Below are 17,725 nucleotides of genomic sequence, written 5' to 3' on the forward strand. Positions count from 1 at the left end.
ACCATGGCCCCCGTGTCCCTTCGCATCCATGCCATCGCCTACGGCGCCGAGGACGTGCTCCTGTTCGACCTGCGCGCGCCCGCGCGCGATGGGCTGGCGCCTTTCGACGCCGGCGCCCACATCGACCTGCGCCTGCCCCGCGGCATCACCCGAAGCTACTCCCTGCTCAACGACCCGGCCGAGCGCCACCGCTACGTGATCGGCGTCAAGCGCGAGCCCGACAGCCGGGGCGGCTCGGCCTGGCTGCACGCCGACGCGCGCGTCGGCGCGCTCATTGAAGTGGATGGCCCGAGCAACCACTTCGCCCTCGACGAGTCCGCCCCGCACGCGGTCTTCATAGCGGGCGGCATCGGCATCACGCCGCTGTGGAGCATGGTCCAGCGCCTGGAGCGCCTGGGCACACCCTGGACGCTGCACTACCGTGCGCGCAGCCGCCGTGGCGCGGCCCTGCTGGACGAACTGGCCGGCCACGCCGGGCGCGTGCACCTGAGCTTCAGCGACGAAGGCGCGCCATCGCTGGACCTCGCCGCCATCGTGGCGGCGGCGCCGGCCGGCGCGCATTTCTACTGCTGCGGGCCGGTGCCCATGCTGGAGGCCTTCGAGGCCGCCTGCGCCGGCCTGGACGCGGCGCGCGTGCACCTGGAGTACTTCGCGGCCAAGGAAGCGCCCGCCACCGAGGGCGGCTTCGTCGTGCATCTGGCGCGCAGCGGGCGCACCATTCCCATCGCGCCCGGCTGCACCATCCTGGACGCGCTGCAGGCCGAGGGCGTGGCCGTGCCCTCGTCGTGCCAGCAGGGCGTGTGCGGCATCTGCGAAACGGCCGTGCTGGGCGGCGTGCCAGACCACCGCGACCTCGTGCTCTCGGAACAGGAGCGTGCGGCGGGCCGGACGATGATGATCTGCTGCTCGGGCTCGCAGTCGGCGGAGCTGACGCTGGACCTCTAGGGTCCGGTGATCGCGGCGTCCAGCGCCGCGCGGTACCGCCGGCTGCAAGGCACCACCCCGCCGTCGCGCAGCCGCAGGCGCGCGTCGCCGCTGTCCAGCGGCTCGATCGCCACGATGCGCTCCAGGTTCACCAGGTAGCTGCGGTGCACCTGCACGAATCGCGCCGGGTTCAGTTGGCGCGCGAACTCGGCCAGGGTGGAACGCAGCAGGTAGTCGTGCCCGTTCACGCGCAATCCCACGTAGTTGGCCTGGGCCTGCACCCAGTCGATGTCGTTCGCGGCGATGAGGAATTCCTTGCGCAACTGGCGCACGAGGAAGCGCTCGGGGCGGCTGGGGGGTGGGGGCTCGACCGGGGCGGGGGGCGCGGGCGGCGCATCCACCGGCAGCGGCGCTGGGGCCGGCATGGGCGGCTCTGGCGCGTCCAGCACCCGCGCCTCGCCCTGCAGGCGCAGCAGCAGCACGCGGTAGACGGTGAGCGCGCCCACGATGGCGGCGTAGGCGCGCACGTCCTTCAGGTATTCGTAGCCCCACTCCGACCACCAGGGCCCGAATGCATAGGCCTGCCCCGCCGCCGCATGCAAGGCGTGGCGCAGCGCCACCATGCCCGCCACGTGCGCCAGGCTGAACAGCACGCTGCCCAGCAGGTGCCAGGGCAGGTGGCGGGCCAGGGTGTCCCAGTGCAAGGGGAAGCGCCGGTTCCACCAGGCGATGGCGGGGATCAGCGCCAGCAACACCGCGTGGCTGGTGCCTTCCCACACCGCCGCTTCCCACCAGCCCCAGGGCAGGCCGGCCTCGCGCATGTCGGCGCGTGCCACGGCGGTGTTCAGCAGGGCGTGCAGGCCGATGACCGCGACCCAGAACGCCACCTCCGCGGTGCGGTGCCAGCGCGGGTGCCGACGGAGCCAGGCGATGGGGTTCTGGGACATGGCCGCGAGTCTAGCCAGGGCCGTTCCGCGATCCGTTCCCCGTCGCCGATGAAGGTCGTGGCCTTCAGGGCGCCCGCGTCAGGGCAGGCGCACCGATACTGCGGCGATCCGCGCCATGCCGTCCTCGAAGTCGACCTCGACGTCCACCACCGCCGCCACCGCCGCTCTCATGCGCTGGTTCGCCGACCAGGGCTGGACGCCCGCGCCCTTCCAACGCGAGCTGTGGCGGCACTGGGCGCGTGGCACATCGGGTCTGCTGGTGACGCCCACGGGCAGCGGCAAGACGCTGGCCGCGTTCGGTGGGCTGCTGATCGAGGGCCTGCGCGAGCGCACACCCGCGCCCGTGCCAGCAGCGGACCCTCGGGCGCCGCGCCTGCGCCTGCTGTGGGTGACGCCGCTGCGTGCGCTCGCCACTGACACGGCGCAGGCCTTGCAGCGCCCCATCGACGCCCTGGGCCTGGGCTGGACGGTGGCCAGGCGCACCGGCGATGCGGGCTCGCGCGAACGCCGCCTCGCGCGCGAGGGCCTGGCCGAGGTGCTGGTGATCACGCCCGAATCGCTCGCGCTGCTGCTGTCCTACCCCGACACCGCCGCCCGTTTCGCGGGCCTGCGCGGCGTGGTGGTGGACGAATGGCACGAGCTGCTCGGCAACAAGCGCGGCGTGTTGCTCCAGCTCGGGCTCGCCCGGCTGCGCGCGCTGGCGCCCGCGGCCGTCACCTGGGGCCTGTCGGCCACGCTGGGCAATCTCGACGAAGCGCGCGACGTGCTGCTGCCCCACCGGCCCGGCGCGCCCATCGTGCGCAGCGCGCGCCAGCGCCCCATCGCGCTCAAGACCCTGTTGCCCGAGGCCGGCGAGCGCTTTCCCTGGGCGGGGCACCTCGGCCTGTCGCAACTGGGCCGCGTGGTGGCGCTCATCGCGCAGGCGCGCAGCGCCATCGTGTTCACCAACACGCGCGCGCAGGCCGAACTGTGGCACCGCGCGCTGGCGTCGATCTGGCTGGAAGCGCCGCAGACGCTCGCGCTGCACCACGGCTCGCTGGACGTCGGCCTGCGCGCGGCGGCGGAGCAGGGCCTGCGCGACGGCAGCGTGCGCTGCGTGGTGGCCACGTCCAGCCTGGACCTGGGCGTGGACTTCCCGAGCGTGGACCTGGTGCTGCAGATCGGCAGCCCCAAGGGCATGGCGCGCCTGCTGCAGCGCGCGGGCCGCGCCAACCACCGCCCGGGCGCGCCGGGCACCGTGCACTGCGTGCCCACGCACGTGCTCGAACTCGCCGAGTACGCGGCGGCGCGCCAGGCCATCGCCGAGGGTCGCATCGAGCCGCGCCGTCCGCCGCGGCTGTCGCTCGACGTGCTCGCGCAGCATTGCGTCACGCTCGCGCTCGGCGGCGGCTTCCGCGCCGACGAGCTGCTGGCCGAGGTGCGCGGCACGCACGCCTTCGCGGGCCTGAGCGCCGTGCAATGGGAGGCCGTGCTGGCCTTCATCGAACGCGGTGGCCAGGCGCTGGAGAACTACCCCGATTTCCACCGGGTGGTGGTGGACGGGCAGGGCCTCTACGGCGTCAGCGACCGGCGCGTGGCGCTGCGGCACCGGCTCTCCATCGGCACCATCACGGCCGACGGCGCGGTGGAGGTGCGCTACCTGCGCGGCGCGGCGCTGGGCTCGGTGGAGGAGGGCTTCATCAGCCGGCTGCGCCCGCGCGATCGCTTCCAGTTCGCGGGCCGCACGCTGGAGCTCGTGGCGGTCGACGGCATGACGGCCTACGTGCGCAAGGCGGCCTCGCCCAGCGCCAGCGTGCCGCGCTGGCAGGGCGGGCGCATGCCCTTGTCCACCGAACTGGGCATGGCCGTGGAGGCCGCGCTCGCCGGCCCGCGCGACGCCCCCGAAATGCGCGCGCTGGCCCCGCTGCTCGACCTGCAGGCGCGCGCGTCGGCCCTGCCCACGGCCGGGACGCTGCTGGTGGAGTCCGTGCCGGCGCGCGGCGGCGGAGGCCTGTTGTTCATCTACCCGTTCGCGGGCCGCTCGGTGCACGAGGGCATGGCCGCGCTGTGCGCGCTGCGCTGGGGCCGCGCTTCGCCCAACACCTTCCTGTACGCGGTCAACGACTACGGTTTCGTGCTCGATGCGCAGCGGCGCGCCCCCGTGGACGAGGCCCTGCTGCGCCAACTGCTCACGCCCGAGGCGCTCATGGACGACTTGCGCGAGGCCCTGAACCTGAGCGAGATGGCGCGCCGCCAGTTCCGCGAGATCGCGCGCGTGGCCGGCCTGCTCACGCCCTCGCTGCCCGGCGGCACGCCGCGCAGCCTGCGGCAGTTGCAGGCCTCCAGCGGCCTGCTGTTCGATGTGCTGCGCCGCCACGACCCCGGCCACGTGCTGCTGGCCCAGGCCGAGCGCGAGGTGTTCGAGGCGCAGATGGACGTGCAGGCGCTGGCCGCCGCCCTGCAACGTGGCGCCGCGCGCCGGCTGGTGTTGCAAGCGCCGCGCACACTCACGCCGCTGTCGTTCCCGCTGTGGGCCGAAACCACGCGCGGCGAACTCAGCACCGAAGACTGGTCGGCGCGCGTGCGGCGCGCGGCCGAACAACTTCAGAAGCGCCATGGGTGAGACGCAGGACATCGCACTTGGCGGCGAGGCCTTGCGGCTGCACGCCGACCGCGCGCTGCACTGGCCCGCGCGCCAGCGCCTGCTGGTGGCCGATGTGCACCTGGGCAAGGACGACGCCTTCCGCGCCGCCGGCATCGCGCTGCCCACGGGCGGCGCGCGCCACGACCTCGACCGCCTGGCCGCGCTCATCGCCACCACCGCCGCGCAGGAACTCTGGGTGCTCGGCGACCTGCTGCACGGCGCCCGGCCCGACGCGCCCTGGCGCGACGAATGGCGGCGGTTCCGGACACGGCACGCGCAACTGCAGATCGTGCTGGTGGAGGGCAATCACGACCGCTCGGCCGCGCGCGCCGACCTGGGCATCGCGCGGCTGCAGGGGCGCGTGGTGGACGGCCCCCTGGCTTTTGCCCACGCGCCGTCCTCGGCGCCAGCCACCGGGCCCGCCGGCGGCGCACCCCACCCGACGGTGTGCGGCCACGTGCACCCCGTGGTTCGCGTGCCCGGCCTGCGCGGCCGCTTTCCGGCGTTCGTGCAGGTCGATCACCAACTGGTGCTGCCGGCGTTCTCGGCCTTCACGGGTGGCTGGCTGATCGACCGCGCGCAGGCGCGCCACGCCTGCCTGAACGGCCACCTGCTCGACCTGGGCCCGGTGGGCTGAGCGCGCCGGCCGTCCCCGGCCGTTCCCGGTTCGTCCCGGCCCGCCCCCGGTCCGTCCCTGTGCCTTTCGTCCGTCCCGCCGTGCACCGCAACATGCCGGCATGAACCGCCGACACGACATCGACACCCTGCGTTTCCTGGCCTTCGCGCTGGTGATGGTCTACCACCTGGGCATGGCCTACGTGGCCGACTGGCCCTGGCACCTGAAAAGCGCGCACGCGGCCGAGTGGCTGCAGTGGCCCATGCGCGCGCTCAACCTGTGGCGACTGGACCTGGTGTTCCTGGTCTCGGGGCTGGCACTGGGCTTGCTGATGCGCCGCGAGACGCCGGCGCCGGCGCTGTGGCGCCAGCGCAGCGCACGCCTGCTGCTGCCGCTGGCCTTCGGCATGGCGGTGGTGGTGCCCTACCAGGCCTATGCGCAGGCGCTGGCGGGGGGCTTCATCGAGCCCGGGTTCGGCGCCTTCCTGTGGCGCTACGCACAGGGCGGCCCCTGGCCGGCCCAGGCCTTCGACGGCGCGCACGTCGGCGTCACCTGGAACCACCTGTGGTTCCTGCCTTACCTGTGGGCCTACACCTCGGTGCTGCTGCTGGCGCGGCGTGCGCTGGCCCCACTGGCCCCGCGCTTCCAGGCGTTGCGCGGCGCGTGGCTCATGCTGCTGCCCCTGCTGCCGCTCATGATGGGGTCGCTGCTGCTGCGCCGCCATTTCCCGCCCACGCACGACCTGGTCAACGACTGGTGGATGCACGCCGTGTACTTCACCGTCTTCCTCTACGGCTGGTGGATCGGCACCGACGCCGCGCTGTGGCGCGAGCTCACGCGCCTGCGCTGGTGGGCGCTGGGCGGGGCGGTGCTGGCCTTCGCCGCGCACCTGGGTTTTCGCCTGGGGCTGACGACGCCCTGGCCCTGGGCGCGGCTGGCGGCCGACGCCGTGTCCTGGTGGGCCATCGTGGCGGCGCTGGGCTTCGCGCACCGCCACCTGAACCGCCCCTGGCCCTGGCTGGGCTGGGCGCGCGAGTCGGTCTATCCCTGGTACGTGCTGCACCAGACCCTGATCATCGTGGCGCTGGCCTGGCTGATGCCGCTGGGTCTCGGGCCGGTGGCCGAGCCACTGGGCGTGCTCACGCTCACGGTGCTGGGCTGCTGGGCGCTCAACGACGGCCTGATCCGCCGCGTGGGGTGGTTGCGCGCGTGCTTCGGGCTGGCGCCCCTGCGCCGGATCTCAGCGCCCTTGCAGGCGCAGCTGCCCCGGCAGGGGCAATGAGCGCCGCAGCACGTCCTCGGCCAGCCACAGGGCGCTGCGGCGCGCGCGCTCGGCCACCATGGGCAGGGGCATCTGCTGGTAGTCGTCGTTGAAGACCTCGAAGCTGTAGTCGCCGCTGTAGCCCATGGCGTCCAGTGTCTGCACCATCTCGATGAGCTGCGGCGTGTGAACGCCCTCGCCCGGAAAGACGCGCCAGGTGCGCGCCGTGGTCATGCGCTCCTCGAAGGTGCGCGTCTCCTGCCACAGGAAGTCGGAGAGCTGCACCAGGAAGACCTTGCCGGGCTCGATGTCGGCCAGCGCGTCCAGCGGCGTTTTCGCGGCCAGGATGTGGAAGCTGTCCAGGCAGACGCCCAGGTTGGGGCAGTCGGCGCGGCTCACCACGTCCCAGGCGCTGGTGTATTCGTTGATGGTGCGGCCCCAGGACAGGCCCTCGTAGGCGATGCGGATGCCCAGTGGCAGCGCCAGCATGGCGAGCTTGCGCAGGTCGCGCGCGAGGTGATCGGGGTCCTGCGAGGCGTGGGCCGAGGTGGACGAACAGGCCAGCAGCACCTGGCTGTCCAGCGCGGCGCACATGCGCAGCATGGTCTTGGCGATGTCGAGCTTGTAGTCGTGCAGGTGGCCCGAGAGGCCTTCGAAGTCGCGCAGCACCTGAAAGCCGGTGGCGCGCAGGCCGCTGGCCTTTACCTCGGCCACCGCGGCCTGCCAGCCGGCGGGGTGGCCCACGAGGTCGTTGGCCTTGAGCATGACCTGGCCGAAACCGGCCTCGCGCATGGCGCGCAGCTTGGCGTCCAGCGGGCCGGCCAGGGTGATGGTGTCCATGCCGACGTCGCGCATGGCCTCGCGGGCGCTGCGTGGGTCGTTCATGGTGCCGTCCTGGCCTGCGGGTCCTGCACCAGCTCGAACACCACGCCGCCCAGGTAGGCCCTGGTGATGGCGCCGCGCCGCTCGGCATGCACCGCCTCCGACTCGACGAATTCCACGCCGCGATCGCGCAGCGCGCGCACGGCGGCCAGCACGTCGCTCACGCCGATGCCGATGCGCTGCCACTGCTCGCGATCATCCAGGGCGTCCACGGGCGGCTCCACGAGCTGCAGCAGGAAACCTTGCCCGGGCCGCCGCCCCGGCACGCGCAGCAGGTGGCCCGCGGGCATGATGCCGAAGCGCTCCTCGTCGGGGATGGGCGTGGCACCGAGCAGGGTCTCGTAGAAGGCGGTCCAGTCGCCGCTGCGGCCCAGGCCGATGTACTGCACCAGGCCGAACAGGCGCATGTCGAACAGCGCGGGCGGGTGCGGGTCCACGCCGGGGATCGGGACGAAGTCCACGTCGTAGATCGAGAAGTCGCGGTAGCGGTCGATCAGGTAGAGGCGGCTGCCGCCCACGCCGTGGATGGCGGGGATGTTGAGCTCCATGGCCTCGGGGTGCGTGGGCACCTCCCAGCCGCCGCGCGAGAGCACGTACTCGCGCGCGGCGCGGGCGTCGCGCACGCGCAGGCCCACGGCACCGATCACCGGCCGCGCATCGCCGTGCGCCGCGCCGAGCGCGTCGATGGGGTGCGCGTTCACCACCAGGTTGAGCGCGCCCTGGCGGTACAGCAGCACCTCGCGCGAGCGGTGCCGCGCCACCGGGCGAAAGCCCATCATCTCCAGCACCTGGCCCAGGGCCTGCGGCTGCAAGGTGGCGTACTCGACGAACTCGATGCCGTCGAGGCCGAGCGGGTTGTCGGTGTCGCTGGTGGACGCCTGCAGCGGCTCGCGCGCGGGCAAGGCGTCGATCGACGCTTCGTTCATGGTTTCGCCTCCTGAGGGGCCGGTGGCGGCGTGTCGAGCTGCGCGAGTTCGCGCAGGCGCTCGGGCGTGGCCACCGGCAGGCCGAAGAACTCGAGGTAGGCGGGGATCTGCTCGAACAGCATGTCGGTGCCCACCTGCACGCGGCAGCCGCGCGCCTGCGCGGCCGACAGGAAGGCGGTGAAGCGCTCGCGCATGACCACCTCGCCCACGAAGCTGCGGGCGTCCAGGCGGTCCACGTCCAGCGGCAGCGGGTCGCCGGGCGCCATGCCCAGCGGCGTGGCGTTGACCACGAGGTCGACGCCGGCCGGGTCGCGTTCGCCGGTGCTGATCTGAAGCAAGGGATAGGCCGCGCGCAGGCGCCCGCTCAAGGCCTCGCTGGCCGCGCCGTTCGTGTCGAACAGCGACAGATGCGCCACGCCCGCCGCCGCCAGCGAGGCCGCGATGGCCGAGCCCACACCGCCGCTGCCCACGACGAGGGCGCTGGCACCTTTCAGCGCCAGGCCCTTGCGCTGCACGCCGCGCACGAAGCCCTCGCCATCGAACATGTCGCCGATCAGGCGGCCGTTGGGCGCGCGCTTCACCGCGTTGCAGGCGCCGGCCACCTGCGCGGTGCGCGAAACCTCGTCGAGCAGCGCCACCACGCCCACTTTGTGCGGCATGGTGATGAGAGCGCCGATCACATTGGGCGCGGCCATCAGCGGCGGCAGCAGCGATTCGAGCGCGCCGGCCGGGCAGTCGATGGGCACCACCACCGCGGGGGTGCCGCTGGCCGCGAACCAGGGGTTGTAGATCAGCGGCGCCTTGAAGCTGTGCGTGGGATGGCCCAGGTGGACGATCACCCGGGTGTGGCCGTCGATGCGGGGCGTGTTCATGTCGCGGCGCCCCGTTCGGTCAGCCGGTGTAGCCGGCCAGGCGCGGCAGGAACAGCACGAAGTCGGGCCAGAAGGTGGTGATGGCCAGCGCGATCAGCATCACGCCCAGGAAGGGCAGGGTGGCGCGCACCAGATCGCCGAGGGAGACGTTGGCGATCCTGGTCATCATGAACAGCAGCAGGCCATAAGGCGGTGTGACCAGGCCGATCATGATGTTGAGCACCGCCATCACGCCGAAGTGCACCGGGTCCACGCCCAGGGCCACGGCCGTGGGCAGCAGCACGGGCAGGATCACCAGGATGATGGTGGAGCCTTCGAGGAAGGCGCCCAGCACCAGCAGCAGCAGGTTGGCCAGCAGCAGGAAGGTGAAGGGCGAGAGCTCGAGTCCCTTCATCACCGCGCTCAGCGAGGCGGGGATGTTCTCCGAGGTGATGACGAAGTTGAACACCGTGGCGCCCGCGATCAGGATGCCGATGGACACGCTGGTGCGCGCGCTCTGCTGCAGCGACTCGTAGACGTCGCGCAGGCGCAGGCTGCGGTAGTAGAAGGCCGCGATCAGCAGCGCATAGGCGGCGGCCACGCCGGCGGCCTCGGTGGGCGTGGTGATGCCGCTGTAGAGGCAGCCCAGCAGCAGCAGCGGCATCATCAGCGCGGGCAGGGCCTCGCGCGTGATGCGCGGCAGCTCGCGCAGCGGCACCGCGTCTTCCACCGGGAAGCGGTGGCGCTTGGCCAGGTAGTGGATCAGCGCCATCTGCACCGCGCCCAACAGCAGCCCGGGCAGCACGCCGGCCAGGAAGAGGTAGCCGATGGAGGTGCCCGAGACCAGCGCGTACAGCACCAGCGGAATCGATGGCGGCAGGATCGGCCCGATGACGGCCGACACCGCGGTGAGCGCGGCCGCGAAGGAGGCCGGGTAGCGGCCGTCGCGCGTCATCATGGCCTGCATGAGCTTGCCCGAGCCGGCCGCGTCGGCCAGGGCCGAGCCCGACATGCTGGCAAACACCACGCTCTGCAGCACGTTCACCTGCGCCAGGCCGCCGGGAAAGCGGCCCACCAGCGCGTTGCACCAGCGCAGCAGGCGGTCGAGCACGCTGCCCGAGCTCATGAAGCTGGCGGCCAGGATGAACAGCGGAATGGCCAGCAGCAGGTAGCTGGAATAGGTGCTGTTGAGCAGTTGCTCGGCCGCGCTGCCCATGTCCATGCCCTTGAGCCACAGGTAAAGGATGGACGCGCCGATCATGGCCTGCCCGATCGGCACGCCCAGCAGGCTCAGCAGCACGATGGCCGCGACGGCCAGCGAGAAGGGACTCGTCGGGTTCACAGGGAGCCTATGTGGGTGGATTCGGTCTGCTCACGCCCACGGATGGCGTTCACGATCAGCCACAGGTGACGCGCGATGACGGCCACGGTGAACACGAGGTAGATCGAGTAGAGCCAGTCGAAGCGGATCTTCAGGTACGAGCTGCTCTCCACCTTCATGAACGTCACGTAGTCCCAGGTGGCGGGCAGGGCCAGCGCGAACAGCAGCACGATGGCGATGGAGCCCAGCGAGGAGAGCACGCGCCGCCCGCGCGGGCCGAACATGGACAGCAGCAGATCGATGCGGATCTCCTCCTCGTCGCGCAGCACGAAGGCCGAGCCCCACAGGATCAGCCAGAGCCAGGCGACGAGCGAAATCTCCGCCGTCCAGCCCACCGGCAGATCGAACAGGTAGCGCAACGCGATCTGCAGGATGAAGGCGAGGAAGATCACACCCAGAAGGACGGCGGCCACAGCCTCGGCTGCACGCGCGAGGAGGCCGAACCCAGAGGCACCGAGGAACCGGCTTTGCCGGGCCTCAGGTGCCGCCCCCTCGAGGGGGTCGCGCGAAGCGCGGCGGGGGTGATTCATCACTTGACCGCGGCGATCTTGTCGATGATTCCGGGCGCCCAGGCCTTCGCTTCGTCCGACGCCAGGTAGATCTTCTGCGCGTGCTCGCGGAAGGCGTTGATGTTGGGCACGTACACGTCCAGCCCCTGGCGCTTGAAGCCCTCGGCCAGTTCGGCCTCGCGCTTGACGTGCTCGTTCGCGCTCCAGGTGATGGCCTTGTCCACCGCCGCCTGGAAGGCCTTCTGCTTGTCGGCCGACATCGCCTGCCAGGCCTTGAGGTTCATGGTGAGCAGGTCGAAGGCCACCAGGTGCGAGGTGAGCACGACCTGGCCCATCACCTCGTAGAACTTCATGTTCTGCACGTTGGGCAGCGGGTTGTCCTGGCCGTCCACGGTGCCGGTCTGCAGGGCCGTGTAGGTCTCGGCGTAGGCCAGCGGCGTGGGGTTGGCGCCCAGCGAGCGGCCCAGCAGCTGCCAGGCGTCGCCCGCGGGCATGCGCAGCTTCACCCCGGCCAGGTCGGCCGGCACGTTGACCTTCTTCTTGCCGCGCAGGCCCACGTGGCGCGTGCCGAAGAAGGTGGGGCCCAGGATCTTCACCTTCAGCTGGTCCTCCACCTGCTTCTTCATCTGCGCGCCCAGGTCGCTGGCGAAGAAGGCGTTGAGGTGGTTGGCGTCGCGGAACAGGTAGGCCGAGGTCAGCACCGACCAGGCCGGCACCTGCTTGGAGATGTCCTGCGGCGCGATGTTGCCCATCTCCAGGTTGTCGCGCTGCAGGGCCACGAGTTCGGTCCCCTGGCGGAACAGCGTGGAGTTCAGGTGCGCCTCGATGCTGTGGTCGGGTGCGATGTCGGCGCTCAGGCGCCTGATCATCTCGGCGCGGATGTCGGTGTCCGAGAACACCGCGGCGAAGCGCAGCTTGCTTTGCGCGCGGGCGCGGCCCGGCAGCAGGGCCCCGGCGGCCAGGCCGGCGCCGGCGCAGAGGAGGGAACGGCGGTCGATGGTGCGGTTCATGGTGCTTGTCTCCGTTGGTGTGACGGTTGTTGTGAGGAAAACGGCTCAGGCGGTGGCGGCCTCGCGCAGCCGCTGCGCCACCGCGTGCAGCGCGAGCTCGTAACCCATGGGGCCGAGTCCGCAGATCACGCCGGTGCTGGCCAGGGAGGTGAGCGAGTCCTTGTAGGGCGCTTCGCGGCGGTGGATGTTGGTGATGTGGACCTCGATCACCGGCAGGTCCAGCATCTTCAGCGCGTCCAGCAGAGGGATCGAGCGGAAGGACAGGCCAGCCGGGTTGATGATCACCGCCGCGCCGGCGGCGCGCGCTTCCTGCACCCAGTCCACCAGCACGCCTTCGTGGTTGGACTGGCGGAACACGCAGTTCAGCCCGAGTTCGGCGGACAGCGTGAGGCAGCGCGCCTGCACCTGCGCCAGGGTGGTGTGGCCGTACAGGTGCGGCTCGCGCACCCCCAGCAGGTTCAGGTTGGGGCCGTTGAGGATGTGTACGGTGGCGCTCATCGTGGGGGTGGGAGTGCGGCGGCGGGCTTGGCCGGAAGGGGCGCGTGGCCTACAGTCGTCTCCTGCTGTCGTGTGGCTGGAAGGCGATTCTTGGGCCGCCACAGGAAACACTTTCCGCATTGGAAACAGCTTCCGCATCACAAAAATTCAGAGACATGAACCTCGCTCTTGACCGCGGCCTCTCGCTGCTCGAACACCTCTCGCGCCACCCCGACGGCCTGCCGCTGGCCCTGATGGCCGAGGAACTGGACATCCCCCTGAGCGCCTGCCACCGCCTGCTGGGCGACCTGCAGCAGCGCGGTTACGTGCGCCAGAAGCGCAAACAGGGCGACTACCAGCTGACCACCAAGGTGGTGGCCATCGGCCTGGGCTACCTCAGCCACGGCGGCATCGTCGACATCGCGGGGCCCTTGCTGGAGCGGCTCGCGCAGCTCTCGGGCGAACTGGTGCGCCTGTCCCTGGTGGACGACGACCGCCTCACCTTCGTGGCCAAGGCCCAGGGGGCGCGCCAGCAGGGCGTGCGCTACGACCCCGACATGGGCGCCGACGTCTGGCTGTCGTGCTCGGCCTCGGGGCACGCCTGGCTGCACACGCTCAGCGACGAGCGCGCGCTGGAACTGGTGACGCGCCAGGGATTCGGCACGCCCAGGGACTACGGCCCCAAGGCGCCGACGACGGTGAAGGCCATGCTGGGCTTTCTGCACGCGGCACGCGTGCGCGGGTACGCCATGATCGATGAGGTCTTCGCGCCCGGCATGAGCGCCATGGCAGCGCCGGTGATGCGCCGCCACGAGGCCATCGGCGTGATCAGCATTGCCGGACCGCGCACGCGGCTGAGCGTGGCGCGCATGCAGGAACTCGCGCCCGCGCTGCTGGCGGCGGCGGCGGAGTTGGGGCCGATCAGCAACGCGTCCAGCCTGTTCGGTCGGCCACCCCTGGGCAAAGGGTGAGCCCGCGGCGCTCAGGGATTTCACGCGGCGCCGGGCCGCTGGCCACGGGTAGCATGGGACAGGAGGAACCCGATGGACCTGTTCGACATGCCCGATCACGAGACCCTGGCCCTGTACAAGGAAATCGCGCGGCACCTGCTCTTCGCCATGGTGGCCGGCGGCCTCATCGGCCTGGAGCGCAGCTACCACGGCCGACCGGCCGGCTTTCGCACGCACACACTGGTGTGCCTCGCCTCCAGCCTGCTGATGCTGGTGACGCTGTACCAGGGCGTCTGGTTCGAGCAGGACAACAGCAAGGGCACCGTGACCATGGACCCCACGCGCATGGCCCAGGGCATCATGACCGGCATCGGCTTCCTCGGCGCGGGCGTGATCTTCAAGGAAGGCCTCACGGTGCGGGGCCTCACCACGGCGGCCTCGATCTGGATCACCGCCTCCATCGGCGTGCTCATGGGCATCGGCTTCTACTTTCCGGCCGTGCTGGCCACGGTGCTCACGCTGGTGGCGCTGGTGGTGTTGCACCGGGTGGAGCGCTTCGTTCCAACGCACACCTACGCCCAGCTCAACGTGCGCTTCGACCGCCTCAAGGCCATGCCCGAGGCCGATCTGCGCCAACTGCTCAAGGAGCACGGCTTCACCATCGCCAACCTGAGCTACCGGCTGGAAGAGGGCGACGCCTTCGAGTACCGCATGATGCTGCGCACCATGCGGCCGAAGAACCTGGCGGTGCTGGCCCGCTCGCTGGGCACGCTCAAGGTGGTGGAGCAGTTCCGACTCTCGCCCACGGGCGACTGAGCTTCAGACCATGTAGCGGTCCCAGTAGCCGGCCTGCGGCTCGATCTGCTCCACCACGTCCACCCACAGGCCCGACGGGTCGCGGAAGCCGAAGCGGCGCTGGCCGAAGGCCTCGTCGGTGAGCGGCAGGCCCACGTGGCCGCCGCGCGCCTCGAAGTCCGCGTGCGCCGCCCGCGCGTCGGCCACCTGCAGCTCGAAGCACAGGCCCAGGCCGCTGAAGGTCTCGGGGCCGGGCGGGGCCGAGGGGTGGTCGGGCGACATGAAGGCCAGTGAGGCGCTGCCGTCTTCGCTGCACAGCCAGACGAACCAGCTGCTGGCGAAGCCGCATGACCAGCCCAGGCGCTGCTCCCAGAAGGCCTGGCAGGCGCGGATGTCGGGTGTCACCACGATGGGGTAGTGGTCCTGATAGCGGGGTTTGCTGTCCATGGGAAACTCCTTGTTTGAAATAAACAGACTGTCGGTCTGTTTGTTCAATGTAGGATACCGACAGACTGTCTGTCAATGACGTTCCTGGTCAAGGAGAACGAGGATGAAGAACGTTGAACGCGCCCATGCCACTCGCGCGCGCCTGGTTGGGGTGGCGCGCCGCATGTTCGGCGAACTGGGCTACGCCGGCACCGCCACCGAGGCGGTGCTGCAGGAGGCCGGTGTGGCGCGCGGCGCGCTGTACCACCACTTCGCCGACAAGGCCGCGCTGTTTGAGGCCGTGTGCCTGGCGGTGTGCGAGGACATCGTGCCGGCGGTGGACGAGGCCGCCGGTGCGCGGCGCGATCCGCTGGACGCGCTGGTGCAGGGCTCCATCCGCTGGATCGAAAAGACCTCGGAGCCCGAGGCGCGGCGCATCCTCATGATCGACGCGCCCACGGTGCTGGGCTGGGAACGCTGGCAGGCGCTGGACGACCGGCTGAGCCAGGCCTCGCTGGCGGCGGGCATGAAGGCGGCGATCGCCGCCGGCGCCATCCGCTTCGACTGCCGGCTGGAGCTGGCGGTGGCCATGATGAACGGCGCGCTCAATGCGCTGGCGCTGCGCGTGAACGCGCCCGAGGCGCCGGTGCCGCCGCGCGAATGGCGGCGCGCGGTGCGCGCGCTGTGGGCGGCGCATGCGGTCGATCGGGGGTGAGCGCGTTTGGCCCCGCACCGTTTGCCGATCGTCACATCTGCCGGCTTGACGAACATACCAACTGGTCGGTAATCTCCGCTCCCTTGCCGAATCCGCCCGGAGAACACCCATGGACGCCCCGACCCTCAGCTCCCGCGACCGGCTGCTCCAGGCGGCCATGACGCTGGTGCGCACCAAGGGCTACACCGCCACCACGGTGGACGACCTGTGCGCCGCCACCGGCCTCACCAAGGGCGCGTTCTTCTATCACTTCAAAACCAAGGAAGACATCTTTGCCGCCGCCGCGCAGCGCTTCGGTGAAGAGGCCGACGCGCTGTTCCGCCGAGCCGGCTACATGGACAAGGCCGACCCCCTTCAGCGCCTGCTCGGCTATGTCGACCTTCGCATCGAGCTGCTGCAGGGCGAGATCGCGGAGATCACCTGCGTGCTGGGCACCCTGGTGCAGGAGGTGCACATCACCCACCCCGCCATCCGCGAGGTGTGCGACCGCCACATCACGGCCAACGCGGACCTGGTGACCGAGATGGTCACGGCCGCCAAGCGCCAGCACGTCCCCCGCGCGCGTTGGAGCGCCGAGGCCCTGGGCCTGTACGTGCAGGCCGTCATTCAAGGATCGCTGCTGCTGGTGAAGGCCCGGCAGTCGATCGAGCCCGCGGTCGAGTGCCTGCGCGTGCTGCGCCGCCACCTCGAACTGCAATTCCTTCCCACCCCCGCCAAGGAGACAGTGAAATGAGCTCTGTCGATGGCTTCATGGCCCCCGTGCCATTCGATGCCGAACGCATGATCCATGGCGGCTTCAACGTGATCCTCGATGTCTGAACACACCTCTCCCGCGCCCGCCCGGGCCACCGGCCGCGACTGGCTGGGCCTGGCGGTGATCGCACTGCCCTGCATGGTCTATGCGATGGACATGACCGTGCTCAACCTCGCGCTGCCCGTGCTCAGCGCCGAGCTGCGGCCCAGCGCCGCGCAACTGCTGTGGATGGTCGACATCTACAGCTTCCTGGTGGCGGGCTTTCTCATCACCATGGGCAACCTCGGCGACCGCATCGGCCGGCGCAAGCTGCTGTTGATCGGCGGCGCGGCCTTCGGCCTGGCCTCGCTCATCGCGGCCTTCTCCACCAGCGCCGAGATGCTGATCGCCATGCGCGCGCTGCTGGGCGTGGCCGGTGCCACGCTCGCGCCGTCCACCATGTCCCTCATCCGCAACATGTTCCACGACGAGGAGCAGCGCCGCTTCGCCATCGGCGTGTGGATCGCGAGCTTTTCCATGGGCGCGGCCATCGGCCCGCTGGTGGGTGGTGCGCTGCTGCAGTGGTTCCACTGGGGCTCGGTGTTCCTCGTGGCGGTGCCGGTGATGGCGCTGCTGCTGGTGCTGGGGCCGCTCGTGCTGCCCGAGTTCAAGGACCCTGACGCGGGGCCGATCGATCTCGCGAGCGCGCTGCTCTCGCTGGCCTCGGTGCTGGCGGCGGTCTACGGCATCAAGACCATCGCCACCCATGGCCTGGTGCTGGCGGGCCTGCTGCCGCTGGCGGCGGGCGTGGCCCTGGGCTGGGTGTTCGTGCGGCGCCAGTCGCGTCTGGCGCACCCGCTGCTGGACATCGCGCTGTTTCGCCAGCCGCGCTTCGCGGCGGCGCTGGCGGCCTACGCGCTGTCCTGCCTGGCCATGTTCGGCGTGTACATCTTCATCACGCAGTACCTGCAGGTGGTGCGCTCACTGGACCCGCTGAGCGCGGGCCTGGTGACGCTGCCCTGGGCGCTGGCCTTCGTGTTCGGCTCACTGGGTGCCCCGCGTTTGGCGAGCTGGTTCGCGCCGGTGCGCATCCTCATCGGCGGCCAGGTGGCGGCGGTGATCGGCTTCCTGATGCTGCTGATGGTGGACACCGGCACGGGCCTGCCCTGGCTGGTGGCGGGCACGGTGGTCATGAGCCTGGGCATGGCACCGGTGTTCACGTTGGGCAACGAGATCATCATCACCTCGGCCCCGCCCGAGCGCGCCGGTGCGGCTTCGGCGCTGTCGGAGACGGCGTCCGAGTTGAGCGGTGCCCTGGGCGTGGCCCTGCTGGGCAGCCTGGGCGTGGCCTGGTACCAGGCGCGCGTGGGGGCGGGCATGCCGGCGGCGCTGCCCGAGCACGCCGCCGACGCGGCGCGCGACACACTGGCGGGTGCGCTGCACGCGGCAGGTTCACTGGGCGGCGCGGACGGCCCGCTGTTCGCCGCGCTGGCGCGTGGGGCCTTCGTCGAATCGCTGCACCTGGTCACGCTGGCCGGCGCGGCGGTGATCGCGGCGGCTTGCGTGATGACGGCGCTGTTGTTGATGCGACGGCCGGCGGCGGCCGCTGCCTGAGGGGTCCGCCATGACCTTGCGGGGGTGACTCACATCAGATCATTTGAGCGATAATCTAAGCTCAAAGGAGCAGATTCATGCCGGG

18 protein-coding genes are annotated in these 17,725 nt (G+C 71.1%); 9 read left to right on the top strand and 9 right to left on the bottom strand.

The features are described 5' to 3' along the window. Nucleotides 1-3: 3 nt before the first annotated feature. A complete protein-coding gene (locus tag GTO19_RS12740; RefSeq protein WP_291021336.1) occupies nucleotides 4-945 on the top strand; it encodes a PDR/VanB family oxidoreductase in 942 nt (313 codons plus the stop codon). Here GTO19_RS12740 and GTO19_RS12745 read toward each other — a convergent pair. After that, nucleotides 942-1,871 carry a LytTR family DNA-binding domain-containing protein gene (locus tag GTO19_RS12745; protein WP_291021267.1) on the bottom strand — a complete coding sequence of 310 codons (930 nt, stop codon included), beginning with the start codon at nucleotides 1,869-1,871 and terminating at the stop codon, nucleotides 942-944. The two genes, GTO19_RS12740 and GTO19_RS12745, sit on opposite strands and share 4 nt — an antisense overlap. A gap of 115 nt (nucleotides 1,872-1,986) precedes the next feature. Between GTO19_RS12745 and GTO19_RS12750 the strand changes: the two genes are divergently transcribed. The 3 genes from GTO19_RS12750 (at nucleotide 1,987) to GTO19_RS12760 (ending at nucleotide 6,392) form a co-directional block, all read left to right on the top strand. Then, nucleotides 1,987-4,473, top strand: a complete 2,487-nt coding sequence (locus GTO19_RS12750; RefSeq protein ID WP_291025870.1) for a ligase-associated DNA damage response DEXH box helicase — start codon at nucleotides 1,987-1,989, stop codon at nucleotides 4,471-4,473. Next, the gene (gene pdeM / locus GTO19_RS12755) at nucleotides 4,466-5,131 is read left to right on the top strand and encodes a ligase-associated DNA damage response endonuclease PdeM (protein WP_291021269.1); all 666 of its coding nucleotides are present in this window, start codon (nucleotides 4,466-4,468) and stop codon (nucleotides 5,129-5,131) included. Before GTO19_RS12750 ends, pdeM begins: the two co-directional genes overlap by 8 nt. Nucleotides 5,132-5,231: 100 nt before the next feature. Further along, on the top strand, nucleotides 5,232-6,392 hold the full coding sequence (locus tag GTO19_RS12760) for an acyltransferase (protein WP_291021270.1): 1,161 nt from the start codon (nucleotides 5,232-5,234) through the stop codon (nucleotides 6,390-6,392). Here GTO19_RS12760 and GTO19_RS12765 read toward each other — a convergent pair. The 7 genes from GTO19_RS12765 to GTO19_RS12795 all read right to left on the bottom strand — a co-directional run bounded on the left by GTO19_RS12765 (nucleotide 6,351) and on the right by GTO19_RS12795 (nucleotide 12,428). Beyond that, nucleotides 6,351-7,256, bottom strand: coding sequence for a sugar phosphate isomerase/epimerase (locus GTO19_RS12765; RefSeq protein WP_291021271.1), 906 nt, complete (start codon nucleotides 7,254-7,256; stop codon nucleotides 6,351-6,353). The two genes, GTO19_RS12760 and GTO19_RS12765, sit on opposite strands and share 42 nt — an antisense overlap. Next, the gene (locus GTO19_RS12770; protein ID WP_291021272.1) at nucleotides 7,253-8,179 is read right to left on the bottom strand and encodes a 4-hydroxyphenylpyruvate dioxygenase; all 927 of its coding nucleotides are present in this window, start codon (nucleotides 8,177-8,179) and stop codon (nucleotides 7,253-7,255) included. The genes GTO19_RS12765 and GTO19_RS12770 overlap by 4 nt, the downstream gene beginning before the upstream one ends. Next, nucleotides 8,176-9,051, bottom strand: coding sequence for a shikimate dehydrogenase (locus GTO19_RS12775; RefSeq protein ID WP_291021273.1), 876 nt, complete (start codon nucleotides 9,049-9,051; stop codon nucleotides 8,176-8,178). The genes GTO19_RS12770 and GTO19_RS12775 overlap by 4 nt, the downstream gene beginning before the upstream one ends. A 19-nt stretch (nucleotides 9,052-9,070) precedes the next feature. Then, nucleotides 9,071-10,372, bottom strand: coding sequence for a TRAP transporter large permease (locus tag GTO19_RS12780; protein ID WP_291021274.1), 1,302 nt, complete (start codon nucleotides 10,370-10,372; stop codon nucleotides 9,071-9,073). Further along, nucleotides 10,369-10,824 carry a TRAP transporter small permease gene (locus GTO19_RS12785; protein WP_291021275.1) on the bottom strand — a complete coding sequence of 152 codons (456 nt, stop codon included), beginning with the start codon at nucleotides 10,822-10,824 and terminating at the stop codon, nucleotides 10,369-10,371. Before GTO19_RS12785 ends, GTO19_RS12780 begins: the two co-directional genes overlap by 4 nt. A 116-nt stretch (nucleotides 10,825-10,940) precedes the next feature. Continuing rightward, entirely contained in the window at nucleotides 10,941-11,930 is a 990-nt protein-coding gene (gene dctP, locus GTO19_RS12790) for a TRAP transporter substrate-binding protein DctP (RefSeq protein ID WP_291021276.1), read from the bottom strand. Between the two features lie 45 nt (nucleotides 11,931-11,975). After that, nucleotides 11,976-12,428 carry a type II 3-dehydroquinate dehydratase gene (locus GTO19_RS12795; RefSeq protein WP_291021277.1) on the bottom strand — a complete coding sequence of 151 codons (453 nt, stop codon included), beginning with the start codon at nucleotides 12,426-12,428 and terminating at the stop codon, nucleotides 11,976-11,978. Between the two features lie 155 nt (nucleotides 12,429-12,583). Here GTO19_RS12795 and GTO19_RS12800 point away from each other — a divergent pair, with 155 nt between their 5' ends. Both GTO19_RS12800 and GTO19_RS12805 read left to right on the top strand, forming a co-directional pair. Continuing rightward, nucleotides 12,584-13,378: an IclR family transcriptional regulator gene (locus GTO19_RS12800; RefSeq protein ID WP_291021278.1), complete on the top strand. Its 795-nt coding sequence runs from the start codon at nucleotides 12,584-12,586 to the stop codon at nucleotides 13,376-13,378. A gap of 72 nt (nucleotides 13,379-13,450) precedes the next feature. Next, complete coding sequence (locus GTO19_RS12805) at nucleotides 13,451-14,173, top strand: MgtC/SapB family protein (RefSeq protein ID WP_291021279.1); 723 nt, start codon at nucleotides 13,451-13,453, stop codon at nucleotides 14,171-14,173. 3 nt (nucleotides 14,174-14,176) lie between these two features. On the opposite strand, the gene GTO19_RS12810 is transcribed toward GTO19_RS12805, so the two are convergent. Next, nucleotides 14,177-14,599: a VOC family protein gene (locus GTO19_RS12810; RefSeq protein ID WP_291021280.1), complete on the bottom strand. Its 423-nt coding sequence runs from the start codon at nucleotides 14,597-14,599 to the stop codon at nucleotides 14,177-14,179. A gap of 103 nt (nucleotides 14,600-14,702) precedes the next feature. Between GTO19_RS12810 and GTO19_RS12815 the strand changes: the two genes are divergently transcribed. The 3 genes from GTO19_RS12815 (at nucleotide 14,703) to GTO19_RS12825 (ending at nucleotide 17,640) form a co-directional block, all read left to right on the top strand. Then, the gene (locus GTO19_RS12815; protein ID WP_291021281.1) at nucleotides 14,703-15,293 is read left to right on the top strand and encodes a TetR/AcrR family transcriptional regulator; all 591 of its coding nucleotides are present in this window, start codon (nucleotides 14,703-14,705) and stop codon (nucleotides 15,291-15,293) included. Nucleotides 15,294-15,402: 109 nt separating this feature from the next. Further along, nucleotides 15,403-16,026, top strand: a complete 624-nt coding sequence (locus GTO19_RS12820; protein WP_291021282.1) for a TetR/AcrR family transcriptional regulator — start codon at nucleotides 15,403-15,405, stop codon at nucleotides 16,024-16,026. A 78-nt stretch (nucleotides 16,027-16,104) separates the two neighbouring features. Next, nucleotides 16,105-17,640: an MFS transporter gene (locus tag GTO19_RS12825; protein ID WP_291021283.1), complete on the top strand. Its 1,536-nt coding sequence runs from the start codon at nucleotides 16,105-16,107 to the stop codon at nucleotides 17,638-17,640. Nucleotides 17,641-17,725: the final 85 nt, after the last annotated feature.

The sequence above is a fragment of the Hydrogenophaga sp. genome, from assembly GCF_011772445.1.
GTDB lineage: Bacteria > Pseudomonadota > Gammaproteobacteria > Burkholderiales > Burkholderiaceae_C > Hydrogenophaga.

Coding starts and splice junctions, on each gene's coding strand:
- GTO19_RS12745 (WP_291021267.1), bottom strand. CDS start 1,871: ATGTCCCAGAACCCCATCGCCTGGCTCCGTCGGCACCCGCGCTGGCAC.
- GTO19_RS12810 (WP_291021280.1), bottom strand. CDS start 14,599: ATGGACAGCAAACCCCGCTATCAGGACCACTACCCCATCGTGGTGACA.
- GTO19_RS12775 (WP_291021273.1), bottom strand. CDS start 9,051: ATGAACACGCCCCGCATCGACGGCCACACCCGGGTGATCGTCCACCTG.
- GTO19_RS12820 (WP_291021282.1), top strand. CDS start 15,403: ATGGACGCCCCGACCCTCAGCTCCCGCGACCGGCTGCTCCAGGCGGCC.
- dctP (WP_291021276.1), bottom strand. CDS start 11,930: ATGAACCGCACCATCGACCGCCGTTCCCTCCTCTGCGCCGGCGCCGGC.
- GTO19_RS12800 (WP_291021278.1), top strand. CDS start 12,584: ATGAACCTCGCTCTTGACCGCGGCCTCTCGCTGCTCGAACACCTCTCG.
- pdeM (WP_291021269.1), top strand. CDS start 4,466: ATGGGTGAGACGCAGGACATCGCACTTGGCGGCGAGGCCTTGCGGCTG.
- GTO19_RS12760 (WP_291021270.1), top strand. CDS start 5,232: ATGAACCGCCGACACGACATCGACACCCTGCGTTTCCTGGCCTTCGCG.
- GTO19_RS12765 (WP_291021271.1), bottom strand. CDS start 7,256: ATGAACGACCCACGCAGCGCCCGCGAGGCCATGCGCGACGTCGGCATG.
- GTO19_RS12795 (WP_291021277.1), bottom strand. CDS start 12,428: ATGAGCGCCACCGTACACATCCTCAACGGCCCCAACCTGAACCTGCTG.
- GTO19_RS12815 (WP_291021281.1), top strand. CDS start 14,703: ATGAAGAACGTTGAACGCGCCCATGCCACTCGCGCGCGCCTGGTTGGG.
- GTO19_RS12825 (WP_291021283.1), top strand. CDS start 16,105: ATGTCTGAACACACCTCTCCCGCGCCCGCCCGGGCCACCGGCCGCGAC.
- GTO19_RS12750 (WP_291025870.1), top strand. CDS start 1,987: ATGCCGTCCTCGAAGTCGACCTCGACGTCCACCACCGCCGCCACCGCC.
- GTO19_RS12770 (WP_291021272.1), bottom strand. CDS start 8,179: ATGAACGAAGCGTCGATCGACGCCTTGCCCGCGCGCGAGCCGCTGCAG.
- GTO19_RS12805 (WP_291021279.1), top strand. CDS start 13,451: ATGGACCTGTTCGACATGCCCGATCACGAGACCCTGGCCCTGTACAAG.
- GTO19_RS12740 (WP_291021336.1), top strand. CDS start 4: ATGGCCCCCGTGTCCCTTCGCATCCATGCCATCGCCTACGGCGCCGAG.